The organism is Helicobacter canis (assembly GCF_008693005.1).
Taxonomy (GTDB): domain Bacteria; phylum Campylobacterota; class Campylobacteria; order Campylobacterales; family Helicobacteraceae; genus Helicobacter_B; species Helicobacter_B canis.
Genome location: NZ_VXKE01000012.1, coordinates 36,685 through 52,174 on the forward strand (window position 1 = coordinate 36,685; position 15,490 = coordinate 52,174).

At 46.0% G+C, this 15,490-nt stretch carries 11 protein-coding genes; 7 read left to right on the plus strand and 4 right to left on the minus strand.

What is annotated here, in order from left to right; all coding sequences use genetic code 11:
* Nucleotides 1-121: 121 nt before the first annotated feature.
* From F4V45_RS04025 to F4V45_RS04050, 6 genes are all read left to right on the plus strand, one after another.
* Nucleotides 122-1,108, plus strand: a complete 987-nt coding sequence (locus F4V45_RS04025; RefSeq protein ID WP_246145022.1) for a glycosyltransferase family 2 protein — start codon at nt 122-124, stop codon at nt 1,106-1,108.
* A gap of 39 nt (nt 1,109-1,147) precedes the next feature.
* Nucleotides 1,148-3,421, plus strand: coding sequence for a DUF8201 family protein (locus tag F4V45_RS09710; RefSeq protein WP_246145024.1), 2,274 nt, complete (start codon nt 1,148-1,150; stop codon nt 3,419-3,421).
* A 48-nt stretch (nt 3,422-3,469) separates the two neighbouring features.
* Nucleotides 3,470-3,733 (plus strand): class I SAM-dependent methyltransferase, encoded by a 264-nt coding sequence (locus F4V45_RS04035; protein WP_246145026.1) that lies wholly within the window; start codon nt 3,470-3,472, stop codon nt 3,731-3,733.
* On the plus strand, nt 3,690-4,337 hold the full coding sequence (locus tag F4V45_RS04040; RefSeq protein ID WP_150337175.1) for a class I SAM-dependent methyltransferase: 648 nt from the start codon (nt 3,690-3,692) through the stop codon (nt 4,335-4,337). The genes F4V45_RS04035 and F4V45_RS04040 overlap by 44 nt, the downstream gene beginning before the upstream one ends.
* Nucleotides 4,338-4,394: 57 nt before the next feature.
* A complete protein-coding gene (locus tag F4V45_RS04045) occupies nt 4,395-6,383 on the plus strand; it encodes a hypothetical protein (RefSeq protein ID WP_150337176.1) in 1,989 nt (662 codons plus the stop codon).
* Nucleotides 6,384-6,522: 139 nt separating this feature from the next.
* The gene (locus tag F4V45_RS04050) at nt 6,523-6,897 is read left to right on the plus strand and encodes a GtrA family protein (protein WP_150337177.1); all 375 of its coding nucleotides are present in this window, start codon (nt 6,523-6,525) and stop codon (nt 6,895-6,897) included.
* A 27-nt stretch (nt 6,898-6,924) separates the two neighbouring features.
* Here F4V45_RS04050 and F4V45_RS04055 read toward each other — a convergent pair whose 3' ends face one another.
* Nucleotides 6,925-10,383 (minus strand): type ISP restriction/modification enzyme, encoded by a 3,459-nt coding sequence (locus F4V45_RS04055; protein WP_150337178.1) that lies wholly within the window; start codon nt 10,381-10,383, stop codon nt 6,925-6,927.
* Between the two features lie 249 nt (nt 10,384-10,632).
* Between F4V45_RS04055 and F4V45_RS04060 the strand changes: the two genes are divergently transcribed.
* Nucleotides 10,633-10,869, plus strand: a complete 237-nt coding sequence (locus F4V45_RS04060) for a hypothetical protein (RefSeq protein WP_115010938.1) — start codon at nt 10,633-10,635, stop codon at nt 10,867-10,869.
* 293 nt (nt 10,870-11,162) lie between these two features.
* On the opposite strand, the gene F4V45_RS04065 is transcribed toward F4V45_RS04060, so the two are convergent.
* The 3 genes from F4V45_RS04065 to F4V45_RS04075 form a co-directional block, all read right to left on the minus strand.
* Nucleotides 11,163-11,777, minus strand: coding sequence for an outer membrane beta-barrel protein (locus tag F4V45_RS04065; RefSeq protein ID WP_150337179.1), 615 nt, complete (start codon nt 11,775-11,777; stop codon nt 11,163-11,165).
* Nucleotides 11,778-12,612: 835 nt separating this feature from the next.
* Entirely contained in the window at nt 12,613-14,175 is a 1,563-nt protein-coding gene (locus tag F4V45_RS04070) for an AAA family ATPase (protein WP_150337180.1), read from the minus strand.
* 54 nt (nt 14,176-14,229) lie between these two features.
* On the minus strand, nt 14,230-15,489 hold the full coding sequence (locus F4V45_RS04075) for an NAD(+)/NADH kinase (protein ID WP_150337181.1): 1,260 nt from the start codon (nt 15,487-15,489) through the stop codon (nt 14,230-14,232).
* Nucleotide 15,490 lies beyond the last annotated feature (1 nt).

The following is a 15,490-nucleotide window of genomic DNA, read 5'->3' on the forward strand; positions in this document are numbered from 1 at the left end:
AGGCTTTGGGGCTAAAAATGGCGATTACTGCGGCGAGCCTGCGGTCATTACCACTCAAGGTAACTCCCTTGACTCGCCTTGCAAAGCCCCATTTTTATCACCCAAATCCAACCGCGAGCAAGTGGAATCAAAAACACAAAGCCCCGATTCTAGCTCCACAATCCTAGAAGAAGAAAGCCAAGCCTCCCACTCGTCATCGCGAGCCGCGCAAAGCGGCGTGGCGATCCATAGTCCAAACACCCAAAATCTAGAATCTAGTATAGATTCTAAAGAAACATCGGCTAACGCCGAGCGGTATCCCTTGTTTTGCCACGAAAAATCTAGCGATTTTTCTCGCAATGACGGCACCGCAGTAGATTGCCACGCGCCCAAGAATGCTTGCAATGACAGCAAAAACATCTTAGATTCTATCTCCATTATCATTCCCTGCTTTAATGAAAAATCCACGATCGCAGATATTTTGCAAGCGGTGCAAAGCGTGCAAATCCCCTACCACAAAGAAATCATTATCGTAGATGACTGCAGCACCGATGGCACAAGGGAGATTCTAGCCACATTGCAGCCTAGCCAAGAAAACTGCTCTTTAAAAATTCTCTACCACGACAAAAACCAAGGCAAAGGCGCAGCCCTTCGCACAGGAATCGCCCACGCAAGTGGCGATCTCGTGCTTATCCAAGATGCAGATTTAGAATACGACCCAAATGAATACCCAAAGCTCCTAGCCCCATTTGAAAAGGGCGTGGCAGATGTGGTCTTTGGCTCGCGCTTTGTGAGTGGGGAGTCCCACCGCGTGCTTTACTTCTGGCATAGAATGGGCAATGGGCTATTAACCCTGCTCTCAAATATGATGACAAACCTAAACCTAACTGATATGGAGACTTGCTACAAGGTCTTTAAACGCGAGATTATTCAAAGCATCACCATAGAAGAAAATCGCTTTGGCTTTGAGCCTGAAATCACGGCAAAAATCGCCAAAATCAAGGGCATTAGAATCTATGAAGTGGGCATAAGCTACTACGGCAGGACTTATGAAGAGGGCAAAAAGATCGGAGTCAAAGATGGCTTCCGCGCGCTCTGGGCGATAGTGAAGTATCGCTTCAAGGGCTAGATAACTACACTAGATAACTAACACAACAAGGATATAGCGATGATAGAAAAGCTTTTACATATTGGCGTGATAAATGGGGCAATAGCCTTGGTGCTTTGTGCGTGGATTTTGGCGGTGTATGGCTATGGGCTTATGGCTTTAAAGCTAGCGTGTAAGCGGTATGCGATCTTTGGGAGCTTGCTTGGTAGCTCACTAGCTCTAGCAAGCTTGCTGGCATTTATCGCTGGGAGCTTTATGCTTATGTTTTTTGTCTGCGTGTGGCATTTGTTTTTCCCGCTGTGGGGGTGGGTAAGTGTGGTGGTGGCTCTACTTGGGCTTATACTCTTTGGTGTTGGGCTTAGGGCATTTGTGGCAGGTGCTGGTAAGCAAGTAGCTCTTAGTGGCTTGCTTGCTTTGCTTGTGGTGCTGCCTTTAAGCACGCTTAGTGATTCTGTGGGCGATAGTGTGAATTACCATATACAGATTGTTACTTGGATACAAGAGTCCCCGCTAGTCTTTGGGCTAGGTAATGTCCATACGCGCTTGGGATACAATGGCTTGATTTATGGATTCTACGCGCTTACTGATGTCTCGCAGATGATCCCAAGCTTACGCAGCTTCGTGGGCAATGAAGTGATGTATTTTAGCCTCCTTTTTAGCGCGTTTTTGGCGTTTGTGCGGCTGCTTCAAAGTCGCATAGCTAGATTCTATGAGCTTTTTATCATCTGCGCTCTTATGCCATTCCCACTGATTTTGAAGTGGGGCGAGTTTATGGGGCTGTATGTGGAGGGGGTGGGCGTGGTGTTTGGAGTAGCAATCTTTGCGACTTTGCTCTACATAATGGATTCGGCTTTGGGTGAGCAATGCGGTAGTGTTGCGGATTTTGTGAAAGGCACGACCGCTAAGGTCGCTAACCTTCCCCAAAACGAGCGAAGCGAAGTTTCTTTAGAAAATCCGCAAAGCTCCCACAGCCCCACCGCAAATCCTAGAATCCTAGAAGAAAATCAAGCTGAAAGCAAAACCGCGCTAGAGTCGTCATCGCGAGCCGCGCAAAGCGGCGTGGCGATCCATAGTCCAAACACCCAAAATCTACAAAGCCACAATTCTACAAACGCAACTAGGCGGCAGGATTTTGGTGATAAAAATGGGGCTTTGCAAGGCGATTCAAGGGCGCATACTTGGGCGTATGTAACCGCAGAATCGCCGCAGCAAAACAAGGGATACCGCTCGGCGTTAGCCGATGTTTCTTTAGAATCGCCATTTTTAGCCAAAAAGCCAACGCCCAAATCACAACTTCCACTCTTTGCGCTGCTCTTTCTCTTCGCCCTCTTTGCCACAATGGTCAAAATCGCCAACTTCGCGCTAATCCTAGCCGTCGCCATAAGCTTTGTGCTGGTGTATAAATCCCAAATCCTAAGCAAGAAGTTTTTGCTAGGGCTTTTGGGCTTAGGCGCGCTTAGTGCGCTTCTTGTGCTGCCTTGGGTGCTTAAAGGGCTGGCGACTTCAGGTATGATTGCCTATCCTGCAAGCATTGGCTATATCACAAGCTTGCCTTGGGCGGTGAGTGAAGAAGCTAGGCAAAATGAAGTATGCTGGATTATGAGCTGGGCGCGCGCCCCGCTTAAAAACTGCCGTGAAGTGCTGGCAGACTCTGCGTGGATGGTGGAGTGGTTTAGTATGAAGACGCGCTACTTTAGCTACTTCAAATACTTTGTGTATAGCTTTTTTATCGGGCTGGGTTTTGTGCTTGCCTCTAGGCTTTACACACGCAGGCGCGTGAGTGGCTTTGGCGTGGTGCTTGTGTGCATTGTCATAGGGGTGTTGTATTGGTTTTTCGCTGGACCTGATCCGCGCTTTGGTATGGTGTATTTGATCCCTTTGCTTGGCATACTCTTTGCCTATGTGCTAAGCCAAGCATATAGGGCTGGCTCTTTGTGGCTGGCACTTGGCTTTGTGCTAGCGTGTGCGCCGATGTTTATGAATGGGCGATATATGTTTGTGATCGTGTGGGGGGTGTTGCTTGTGGCGTGTATGTGGCAGAGACCAAGGTGGCTTGTGGGGACTTTTGTGCTCTTTAGCCTAATTAGCGTGCCTAATCTCTACCGCCACGATAAATGGGGGATACTTGAGTATCCTAAAGTGCGTGAAGTGTATGTGCAAGAGCGTGTGAGTGATCTAGGTGTGCTGGAGTATGTGCGCTTTGATACGCCAAATGAAAACACGCAAGCTATCTTGTATGAAGCGCGCCCGATGACGCCTTACTTCAACCAGAATCTAGGCAAGGGAGAGTTCCTAGGGCGAGAGATGTTCTACACGCAAGAGCCTAAGCCCTAGCAAAAGCGATAGCAAATCAAAGGAAGAGCCAATGCAAAGGAATATAGAATGAAAGAAGCCCTACTAGAATCCACCCTACGCAAAATGCGCCTAGCTCGTGTCCTGCCTAGCATACAAGCCTTTAGCAACCCTAGCGTGCTTGATATTGGCTGCGGCTGGGAGGCTAGGCTTTTGCACGAGATTGAGCCTTATATCGCGCGCGGCGTTGGCATTGACTTCAAAGCCCCAGAGATACGCACAGAAAAGCTTCATACTTTTAGCTACTTTTTTGAGCCTAAGTCTGCCAAAACGGGGGGGGGGGGAATCCTGTAAGAATTCGGCTTCGGGTAGTCATTGCACTGATTTCACAAATTTTGAGAGAACCGCAGACCTCAAGTCTAGCTCTCTCCCCAAATTTGTGAAAAACAGCACAAGCAATACCGCAAATCCTAGAATCCTAGAAGAAAATCAGGCTTCCCTGTCATCGCGAGCCGCGCAAAGCGGCGTGGCGATCCATAGTCCAAACACCCAAAACTTAGATTCTAGTGTGCTAGCCGAATCCACCAACCCAACGCCCCCACCCCACAAGCTCTGCCACTTGCCCTTTCCCAACGAAAGCTTTGAGATTATTACAATGCTAGCAGTGCTAGAGCATTTGCACCACCCACAAGCGATGCTAGAAGAAATCGCGCGCGTGCTAAAGCCAGATGGCATCTTGCTTCTCACCGTGCCTAGCCATTTAGCCAAGCCTGTGCTAGAGTTTCTAGCCTTTAGGCTAAAGATTGTAAGCGAAGCAGAGATAGCCGACCATAAACGCTACTACAACAAGCGTGATTTACGCGAGCTAGTCGCTTCTGTCCCAGAGCTTACACTCACAAAGCATACATACTTTCAGCTAGGTATGAACAACTTCGCCATTATCCACAAGCGCGCCTAGAATCTAGCTTCTATTGGGTATAATCGCGGCTTGCTATTGATGTTTAAAGGAGAAAATATGCGAGAGATACCAGCCAAACGGGGGGGGGGGGAATCTTGTAAGGATTCGGCTTGTAGCGATAAAGGCTTGATTGCTTCACGCTCGCTGCAGTTACATACGCCAAGTATGCGCCCTTGCGAGCGTTCGCAAAGCAAGCCTTTCTCATCTACAATCCTAGAATCCCAGAGCAGTAATGAAAACTACAAGTCCAACCGCGAGCAAGTAGAATCAAAAGCGCAAAGCCCCGATTCTAGCTCCACAATCCTAGAATCCAAAAGCGTTAATAAAAAACAGGCGCAAGATCAAAAATCCAACCGCGAGCAAGTTTGCCTAGAATCTAGTGGTTTAGATTCTAGCTCATCGTCATCGCGAGCCGCGCAAAGCGGCGTGGCGATCCATAGACCAAACGCCCAAAAGCTAGAATCTAGTATAGATTGCCACGACTTGCCAAGCAAGTCTCGCAATGACAGCACCGCAGTGGATTGCCACGCGCCCAAGAATGCTTGCAATGACAGAGATTCCAGTGTGCCTGCTTGCAATGACAAGCAAGCAGAGTCCAGCAAGCTCTATACCTTTGTCTTTTTCTTCGCGCTTTTTGGTGTATTTCTACTCTTCTTTGGCTATGCCTATCCTACGCTGCCCTTTTGGGGTGATGATTGGCAATACCTTAGTATCTATGGCACGATGAAGCCGGGCGATAATGGCTGGATCCCAGATAGGATTCTGCCGCTTTTAGCACACGCTGGGCTTGGCGTGCTGTGTGCGTATGTGTTTATGCCACTTAGTGGGCTAGACTTCATCGATGCGATGGTCTATACCTGTGCGTTTGTGCTAAGTGCTTCTACGCTTGCTTTGTGCTATCTTCTCTATCGCTTGAGCTTGCTTATCACGCGCCACCAGATTCTAGCTCTTTTTAGCACAAGCAGCTTTGTCATCATCGGCTTTTGCGCGAGTAAGGCTTCTTATATGCCACTATTTTTGCCAGCGGATTTGCAGGCAGAGGGGCTAGGCTACACGCTTACTCTCACAGCCTTTTACATTATCCCAAATCTCCTAAATCTAGCCCTGCTTACCCTGCTTATGCGCTACCAATTTGCACAGATTCTGTGCCCTAGCAAGCAGTATGCGCACGCTTGCAAGAGCTTTGATCCCACCACACACGCACTTATAGGCATAGGAGCACTAGCACTCTATCTTAGCCAGTTTTCTATGACAAGCTCCGCGCTTATCCTATCAAGCTATTGTGGGATCTCGCTACTATTTGCCACCCTTGCCAAAATCAAGCAGCACAAATCCCTAAGCCCACTAGCACTTATCAAGTCCCTTGACTTCTATGCGCTCTGCCTAGCTCTTTGCGTGGGGCTATTTCTCATAGCGGTGTGGTATGGGCTAAATGGCGGACGCGGGAGCTACTGCAGCGGCTATGACTTTGGCTTTGGGATTTCCTATGCGATAAAGCATCTCAAAAGTTTCCGCGCTGGATTTTGGGTGCTTTTTATCGTGCTGGCATTGTGCGTGCTAGCCTTAGCCTTTAGGCATAGAGAGCTTCGCGGCATTATTGCAGCGCACATTCTTTGGCTTGCGATTTTGATGATCGGCTATATAGGGATCGTCTCATCTTGTGGGGCGAAGCATTATTTGATGAGTGGGCTGCTGCTAAGTGTCGCGCTCACTGCTTGCGTGTGGCTCTCTCTTCTGCTGCGCTTTATGCCTAGGCTCATCGCGCCTGCTGTGTTTGTCGTGGGCTTTGGCTTTTTACATCCATTTCAGGGCTATGATGAGCGACCTAGAGATGCCTACTTGCAGTATAGAAGCTATGCCAAATCGTGGGTAGCGCAGGTGATAGTTACAGAATCTAGCGGGCTAGATTCTGTAACTATTTTTGTGCCAAAGGAGTTTCCACACTGGCAGTGGGAGGGGTGGTTTTTCCCTTGGTTTGCGCACACGCTTAGGCAGTTTGGGATTATAGGGCGTGAGATCAAGGTGGAGTTTAAGCCCATTGAGTAGAATCTAGGCTTTCACTAATGCTGCTATTTGTCATTGCGAGACTTGCTTGGCAAGGCGCGGCAATCCATTTGCATTTGGCTAGATTCTACCAGCTTCTATTGGGTATAATCGCGGCTTTAGATTCTAGGAGTGCAGTGCTATGGGGCATATTGCTAGCTTTGTGAAGTATGTCATCGTGGGCGGGAGTGCCGCGCTTATTAACTGGGCGGTTTTCTATCTAGGCTTGCAAGCTGGGCTGCAATACCTGCTCTCTGGGGTGCTAAGCTTTGTCATAGCGACTTTGTGGAACTTCATCTTCGCTAGGATTTTCATCTTCACATCGCGTAGGCATTCCTTGCTCAAAGAGGGTGTGCTGGTGTATTTGGTGAGCCTTGGGGGGCTTGTGATTGATATGGGAGTGCTCTATGCCTGCGTGGAGTGGCTGGGCACTTCTGCTATGGTGGGCAAGATCATCGCCACAGGCGTGGCGTTTGTGTTTAACTTCCTAGCGCGCTACCTTGGGGTGTATCGGTAGCTGGGGGTGTATCGGTAGGGGCTTTGCTTACAACGCAATTTGCTCTAGCTCTTTTTGCAGGGCGATAGTGCGTTTTAGAATCTTGCAGATAGATTCTAAATGCTCTAGCTCAAGCTTACTACAAGTGTAGTCATTGCGGTAGCTTAGCCACTTTTCTATCACCTTGTAACCGCCTATGGTGTAGTCATAGACTGCTGTATCTACACCTTTGATACATAAATCATCATTGAGTATCAGCATAGAATCTACAAAGCGGTTTTTGGTATTGAGCTTTTGTATCGTGTAGTTAGGGCTGCTTTTAGCCTCACTTCTAAAGTCAATGTAAATGCTAGAATCTTGTGGAATCTTACGCAGCAGATGAAGCTCTACTAACTCCCTGCCGATAGACTCTAGGGCTTCAAAGCTCTCTTTGCTTACTTCAAAGTTGATACGCGGGAAGCCTATGCGTAAGTATTGTGCGTATTTTGCTCGGTAGTGTGGGTGGAACAAATTCGCATAGATGAAGTGTAAAATCTGCTCCGGGCTTTTGGATTTTAGAATCTTATGAGTTTGGCAGTAGGCTTTAAAAGATTCTGTAAAGTTTGGGAGTTTTTTTAGCTTATGCGTCTGCTTCTCATCATCGCCTGTTGTTTGCTCGTAGCGATAGAGTGGGGCGATGTAGGATTGTCCGCCATTATAGTGAATGTCAATAGGAGAATCTGCTATCAAAGGAGCTTCGTAATATCCTGTGTAATCTTTGGTAAAACATAGCCCAAGATTCTGCCCCCCCCCTAGAAGAAAATGCTTAGAAATTTTAGCTGATGGTGTCCCCCAAAACCCCTTGCTCTTACCGCTAAAAAATGTGTAGCGTGTGTCAAAGGGACGATAGGCGATTTGCTGGATTAAAGGAGATTTTTCAGCTTTTGTAAAATGCTCTAGCACATCAGCCTTTGCCCTATCCACGCTCCAATCCCTAGAATCTTCTTTGAGTGTGTATTTTGTGCGGATAGCTTCTGTATCTAGGGTGCAAAAATCGTGCAAGAGATTATGCAAATCTGCTTCATTAAAATGGATACATATTCTATCTCGCTCGGCTTTATTTCCACTGCCATAAGTCTCAAATATCGCTTTAGAATCTCCCAATGCCTTATCTTCAGCTAGGGCAAAAAACTCTTCATACTCGTGTGAGTCTAAATCGCGTTTGATAAACCAAAAGTAAGGTGCTTCACACTCTAGATTCTGCCAAGAGATAGAATCTAAGCCCTTTTGGGCTATGTCATTGAGCAGGGCATATTTATCCGCTCTTTTGTAAATTGCATTATCACTTGTGGAGAAGTAGAAGATTTTAGAATCCACTTTTTGAGAATCTGTGTTTGTAGAATCCACGATTCTAGTATTTGCGGTGGTGCTTGTGCTGTTTTCCACAAATTTTGAGGGAGAGCTAGACTTGAGGTCTGCGGTTCTCTCAAAATTTGTGGAATCAACGCAATGATTACCCAAAGACGAATTGCCAGAATGCCCTTCAGGGTATTTGATGAATAGTGATATGCAAACTCCTACTCTTATATCAAACACATTCTCATCTTCTTTCCTATCTTTCTCACTATCGCCGTGGAGATTGATGATATAGATTCTATCAAAGGCATTATAGAGAGACTCTCGCATTTTGCGATGAGTGCGTCCCCAAATGTAAGAATTATTTGTGATAAAGCCCATAATCCCCTGCCTAGAATCTAGCACTAAAGGAGCGCACTCAGCTGGATTATACCGCTCTAGGAGCTTCCATTGTGCAAATCGCATAAATTTAATGTAGTCATCATCAAGGTTGATTTTCGTTTCATTAAGTCCTTGCTTGTAGGTGCTAAGGAGATTTTGGATTTCAGGGAGATTGTTTTTGCTTTTATTGTTATATGGAGGATTGCCCATAATCACTAGCACTTCATCTGTGTGCTTAATCCTGCGTGCAAGCTTGTCTTGCTCTTCTAAGAGCAATAAAGGCATAGTCATTTGATAATCAGCTTGAGTGCTTAAATCTAGCGTGTTTGTAAGGAATATTTGGAGCTTATTCTCACTATCAAAGCTGCTAAAGCCCCTTGATTTAAGGATAGAAGAAAGCTTAATATGTGCTACGATATAAGGCACAAAGCTTAGCTCAAAGCCATAAATATCTTTAAGAAACTTCTCTCTAATGGCTTCTTGCTGCCATACGCGTGATTTTTCTTCATCTAAAATAAGCTCAAAAACTTTAGCGAGAAAGCTTCCTGTGCCTGTGGCAAAATCTAGCACTTTGACATTGCTATCCAAAAAGCCCTTTGGCTTGTTGAAGTGGCTTTTGAGTAGAGAATGCACACTAGAGCAAATGCAGTTGATAATGGGCTCTGGCGTGTAGAAAACGCCCCCTTCCTTACGCTTCTCACTGCCACGCAAATCATCATAGGCTTTTAAAAAGTCTTCATAGAGATAGATGGATATGGATTCTATTTGTGTGTTGAGCATTGTGGCAAGGGCGGGTTTATCTATAAGAGCAATGGTTTTTTTGATATTTTCAAGCGCGTAGGATACAGGCTCTGGGATATGGAAGCTAGGGATTGAAAAGTAGATAAACTCGCTTAAAAGATGAAACTCTTTAGGCAGAAGCGTGGCTATACTCTCAACGCCAACATACTCCAAAGGACTAGCACTATCTAACTCACTCTCTAAATACGCTACAAGTAGCCCATATACGACACTTTGTCCTAATAAATCGCAAAACTCTTCAATGCTTAAGCCATATCGCGTGATAGCCCCAAAGGTCTCATAAGTCTTTTCAAAAAACTTGTGAAAGCTTGTGCGTGGTGTGGAGTGATAAGATTCTCTAGCTTTTAGCCCAAGGTAAAAGCTCTGTGTGGATAGCACTTTGATAAGCTCATCTTTGCTAGTGATATTTGGCGTAGTGGTAAAAAAGGTGCTAAGTAGGGTAGAAAACTTGAGCGCAGTGGTAGAATCTAGCGTAGCATTGTTGTTAAAGAGATTAGAATCTATCCCATAAGGGAAAAGCGTAATATCATCAATCACATTACCAAAGCTAAGGAGTATAAAGCGATTATAGTCAGTTAGCAGGATATTAGGACACACTTCAAGGTATTTTTCAATCTGTTTGCCCTTGACATCAAACTCTAGTCTTTTGCCCCATTTTTTACACTCTATAAAGCCCACAAGGGCATTATAACTAAGGCTAGTGGTAGAATCTACTTGCCTATATACTTTAAAATCCGGGCGAATGTCTCCTTGCCCTGCTTCTGCTTGTGGCTCGTGGATAATGCGGACAGGCGGGTCTTTTAGGGTATTAAGCAGATTTTGTAGCTGTGTGCGATAGCTATGCTCATTTGACTTATTTAGCTGGGCTGTGTCTAATAGGGCTTGTTTGTAGGATTGAGTAGCTTGTAAAATATTTGGAGTGCTTAGGTTTTCTTGCATATAGGCTCTTTGCTTAAGGATTTGTGAAATGGATTTTACCCTAGAATCCACTTTTGTGCTTTTTGTTTTGTTGCTTGTGGATTACTAAAGAAGCTGCGCTACGCTTGCTTTGCCACGCGGTGCAAGCACCGCTCGCAATGACAAAGTGTCGGCTGCTCGCTTAAGTATTATGTGGAGCATTGCCCCTATTTTAAACATTTGCTACAATTTGCGCTTGACAAGCACAAATACCCTAGAGTATAAGCACTGCCAAGAGAAGCACAAGGGCTAAGACTAGCTAAGTCTATTAAAGGGAGAATAATGCCACAGCTAGATGGATTAAAAGAGGATTTAGCAATATTAAAATTCTGGCTAGGGATAGTTGTCGCTTCATTCTTAGCTATAATTGGCTGGCTAGCTACAAACTACAACAAAAGCGAATTATGGATTATAATTTCATCTATTATTCTTTTGTTTATGTTTGCATTTATCGCATTGTTAATCAACAAGAAAATGAGAAAAATCATCAAGCAAATCTATGAAAGCAAAAAGGAGTAAGAAATGGAATATCTTGTATTTGGCTCTATTATTCTTGGATTCTGTATCATAGCATATAGTGCATATACTGCGACATTAGAAAACAACAAATAGCCCAAGCAATCTACCTTAACCCATCATCGCAAGCTTTGCTAGAGCAAAGCGTGGCGATCTACAAATCCACTTTCACACTAGAATCTAGTTTTTGACTTTGGGCGGTGGCTTGCATATAGGCTCTTTGCTAGGGATTTGTGAAATGGATTTTACCCTACATACTTGCCTATATGCTTTAAATTCGGGCGTAGAAGTTGGATTTAGAGAAAGAGCATATATCGTAGCCCTACATACTGATACCCACCACCAAGAGATAGCTCAAATCGATGTTTATTGTCTATCGTTAGGCTTCCGCCTGTTCGAACAGCCCATCCAACATCAAAATTAGTTGCACTTCCTGAGCTATTATACGCACCTGCGTATTCTCTATCTGTGTATGTGTATGTCCCATATCTAGGAAGAGCCCCCAAACCAATCCCACCAAATATCCCCCATACATACTTTTCTTTTGGTGTAAAGTCTAGCGTATAATCCACAAAAGCAAGTATAGGGAAGCTATGCGTTGTATAAGACCACTTATCCCCATCGTAGTATGTGTGGCTATCACTCCAAAAGCCATATCCAACAACTCCATATCCCCTAATGCCCTGCCTGAATTTATCAGCAATGTAGTATTCCTTAGGGAAATAATATTGATATCCAGCCAAAGCTTCTGCACCAAAATGCATTTCCCCACCAAAAAATGTAGCACCAGCACCGATAAAAAACTTGCCATAACCCTGTGAATCATTGGACTTTGTAGCATTTTCTGCTTGGAGAGTCCCAAACGCCAAAGAACAAATAATTGCAGTTAAACCAAACAAACGACTTTTCACATCAATCTCCTTAAATCTCAAATTGAAGCACAATTCTATTTTTTTTGTTTAAGCTTAAATTACAAAAATATCGTAGTGCGGCAGTCATTAGCAGTCGCTTCACCCCTTAGGCGTTCGCCTGTCAGCCTAATTGCTCTGCACTACGCTGGGGACTACGCCAAAAAGAAGCAATATTGCACTTTTTTAATTAGTTGGGGAGTGTGATATAATCCAAGAATGGCAAAGATTGATAAGCACAAAGAGCGATTGACAATGCTTAGATTCTGGCTAGGTATAGTCGTCGCTACATTGCTAGCGATTATTGGCTGGAGCATTACTAATTTTCAAAATTAGAAACTTGGCTACTACTTCTAAGCTTACTATCTATCGTATTTCTGGTGCTTGTTGTAGTATGGCTTTCAATTTACATTGATAAGAAAATAGATGAATTGGAGGATTTGTGATGTTAAACACGATTATTCTTGCTTGTATAGCTCTATCGGTGTTTGTTATTCCTTTAATGGCTCTTAGAGCTATCATACACGATAAAAAAACAAGTAAATAACTAGGGCAATCTGCGCGCTTACGCGCTAGCTGTGTGCGGTAGCTATCACGCTGGCTTTATCTAGCTTAGCGGTGTCAAGTAGGGCTTGTTTGTAGGATTGAGTAGCTTGTAAAATATTTGGAGTGCTTAGGTTTTCTTGCATATAGGCTCTTTGCTTAAGGATTTGTGAAATGGATTTTGCCCTAGAATCTAGTTTTGTGCTTTTTTGTTTTGTTGCTTGTGGATTTTTGGATTGCCGCGCCTTCCTTGCGGAAGGCTCGCAATGACGAGAAAAGGCGTTGCTACTAGAATCTAGTTTGCAGAGACTTGCCCTTGCTCTAGTCGCCTGCTAGCAAAGTCTAGGGCTTCTTGGGTGATATTTGCTCCGCTGATCATTCTAGCTAGCTCTTGCACTCTGCCTTGCTTATCAAGCAGGCGGACTTGCGAGCTTGCGCCATCAGTGCTCACTAGGTAGTGCGCGGTGGCTAGGCTTGGCATATGGGGCTGGTGAGAGATGGCAAAGACTTGATAGCTTTTGGCTAGCTCTTGGAGCACGCGTGCCACGCCCTCGCTCTCCTCCCCGCTTAAATTCGCATCGATCTCATCTAGGATTAGCACGCCCTGCTTCTTCTCCAGCCGCGCGCCCACGCACATCACTGCCAAACGCAGGCGGTTAAACTCCCCGGCAGAGAGTGTGGCGATACTGCTGTGATCTAGCCTAAGCTCTAGCATATCGCTGCCGCTATGGTCTAGGGGCTTTGGGCAAAGCGTGCAGGAGATGGGCTTAAGCTTTAGGGCAAGGCATAGGGCTTGCAAGGAGTCTTGCAGGCTTTTTAGCGCGCTTTGGCGCGTTTGCGTGAGAGCTTGGGCTTGGGAGCTTAGGCTAGATTCTAGCGCGGCAATGCGGTCTTCTAGCTCTTTTGTCTTAGTGCTGGAATCCTGCAGGGCTTCTAGCTTCTCTCTCTGGGCTTGCTCGTGTGCTAGGGCGGCTTCTATGCTGCCATAGCGCGTGATGAGACTTGAGAGAGCAGAGATCCTAGCTAGCAGGCTCTCTACATCTAAGTCTTGCAAGTTTTCTAGCTTTTGGGACTCTTCTTCTAGGGTGGCTTGGGTGTCGTTTAGGGCTTCTTCTAGGGTGGCTTGCAGCTCTGGCTTATCTAGCAGGGCTAGGGCAGAGCTTAGCGCGGAGCTAGATTCTAGCGCGGCGGTGGCTTTGGCGATGGACTCTAGGAGCTTTTCTTTATGTGAGAGAGTCTTTTTGAGTGCTAGTAGCTCTTCATACTCGCCACTTTTGGGAGCTATGGAGTGAATCTGGGCGATCTCAAACTCCGCGATTTCTATAAGGCTTTGGCGGTTAGATTCTGCCTTTTGTAGCTCATCTAGCTGCTTGCGCTTAGAATCTAGCTGGGCAAAATCCTGCGCGAAGTCTTGCAGGGCTTTGGCGTGGGATTGTGTGCTAGCTATGGCTAGGCGATCTAGCAAGCCTAGCAAGCTTGCAGCCCCTAGCTCATCGCCGCCGCGTGAGTGGATATGGGTGGTGAAGCGGCTTAGGATCTGGGCTAGCTGTCTTTTGGCAATGGGGGTGAAATTGACAAAATAGCGGATTTTGTCTTTTTTGATGATTTTGATGTTGAGCAGCTCGCTATCGATGCCTAGCTCTTCTTCAAAGACTTTGATGAGACTAGGGCTTAGCAGAATGTCTGCTTCAATCACAGAAGCATTTGGCTCTTTGAGCCCAAAGCAGGCTAAAAGCGAGTCCATAAGGACGCTCTTCCCACTGCCGCTAGGACCGCTAAAGACACAAAACCCCGCGCTAAAGTTTAGCTCCAAGCTTCCAAATAGCATAGAGTCTTCTAGGTGTAGCTTTTTGATCATCGCTTCTCCTTCATCGCTTCTTTTTATCGTGCTTTGCTAAGTCGCTTTACTTCATCATACTTGCTTGCCGCCTAAGCCAAACTTCTCTTCTAGCACGGCAAAGTAGCTTCGCTTGGGGTGCTGGATCAGCTGGATAGGGAAAGAGCCCTGCACAAAGAGTGTGTCGCCCTTGCGGAAGTCTATGCGCTCTTGCCCATCAAGCATTATCACCGAGTCTTCTTCTACGCTAAATTGCAGGCAAAAATTGTCGCTTATGATAATGGGGCGTTGCGTGAGGGAGTGCGCACATATAGGCGTTAGCAAAATCACGCGGCATTGTGGATGCACGAGCGAGCCGCCTGCGGAGATATTATACGCGCTAGAGCCTGTGGGCGTAGCGATGATGAGCCCATCAGCGCGGTAGGTGTGGAAGTGCTCGTTGTTGATAGTGGCGTAGATTTTGGTCATACCGGAGATGTCTTTTTTGGTGATTAGGATTTCGTTTAGGACATAGAAGGGGCTGGGCGTTTCTTGTGCTGGTTGCTCGCTGGTGGATTCGGCTTTGCGCGATAAATCTTTGATTGCATCGCGCGCCCTGCGGTTACATACGCCAAGTATGCGCCCTTGTGTGCGCTCGCAAAGCAAAGATTTTTCATCGCAAATCCTAGAATCCTTTGCGGACTCATTGAAAATTTGGGCGTTGCTAGAATCCGCTTTTTTAAAGCTAGATTCTAGCTCGGTTTGGGTTTCATTTTCAGCCTGATTTTCTTCTTCAAGGATTCTAGGAGTTGCGGTGGGGCTTTGCAAGTTTTGAAAATTTTGGGGAAGGTTAGCGGACTCCCTGTCCGTGCCTTTCACAAAATTTTCAATCTTGTCAAATTGCTCACCCAAGACCGAATCCACAAGGAGTCCTTGTAGCAGATGATGCGAATCTATCACATACCCCCCAGACTTCAACAACGGCACAAACTCTTCAAGCTCGCTAGGCTTAATGGCAGTGAGAAAGCCCAGCCGCCCCATATTGATACCAAGCACAGGCAGACCTAGCCCTAGACTTTTGCGCACCGCAGAAATGAGCGTGCCATCACCCCCTAAGCTCACTAATGCCTGCGCCCTTTCCCCCAGCTCACTCTCCTTGCAAGCAAGCCTAGGATCTAGCCCCAAGCTTGCCACGCTAGATTCTAGCACGCACACTTCTACCCCAAATCGCTCAAATATCGCTATGACTTCTTTGCACGCATCTGCAAGCTCAGGGGACTCTGGGCGCACGATTAGGGCGATTTTGTCGATTTTTTGGGGTTTGGGCTTTGCTGCGACTTTTTGCGACTCTCTCACG

Excerpts from the sequence above, each read along its gene's own strand:
- F4V45_RS04060 (WP_115010938.1), top strand. The coding sequence starts at position 10,633 with ATGCCACAGCTAGATGGATTAAAAGAGGATTTAGCAATATTAAAATTC.
- F4V45_RS04045 (WP_150337176.1), top strand. The coding sequence starts at position 4,395 with ATGCGAGAGATACCAGCCAAACGGGGGGGGGGGGAATCTTGTAAGGAT.
- F4V45_RS09710 (WP_246145024.1), top strand. The coding sequence starts at position 1,148 with ATGATAGAAAAGCTTTTACATATTGGCGTGATAAATGGGGCAATAGCC.
- F4V45_RS04070 (WP_150337180.1), bottom strand. The coding sequence starts at position 14,175 with ATGATCAAAAAGCTACACCTAGAAGACTCTATGCTATTTGGAAGCTTG.
- F4V45_RS04035 (WP_246145026.1), top strand. The coding sequence starts at position 3,470 with ATGAAAGAAGCCCTACTAGAATCCACCCTACGCAAAATGCGCCTAGCT.
- F4V45_RS04050 (WP_150337177.1), top strand. The coding sequence starts at position 6,523 with ATGGGGCATATTGCTAGCTTTGTGAAGTATGTCATCGTGGGCGGGAGT.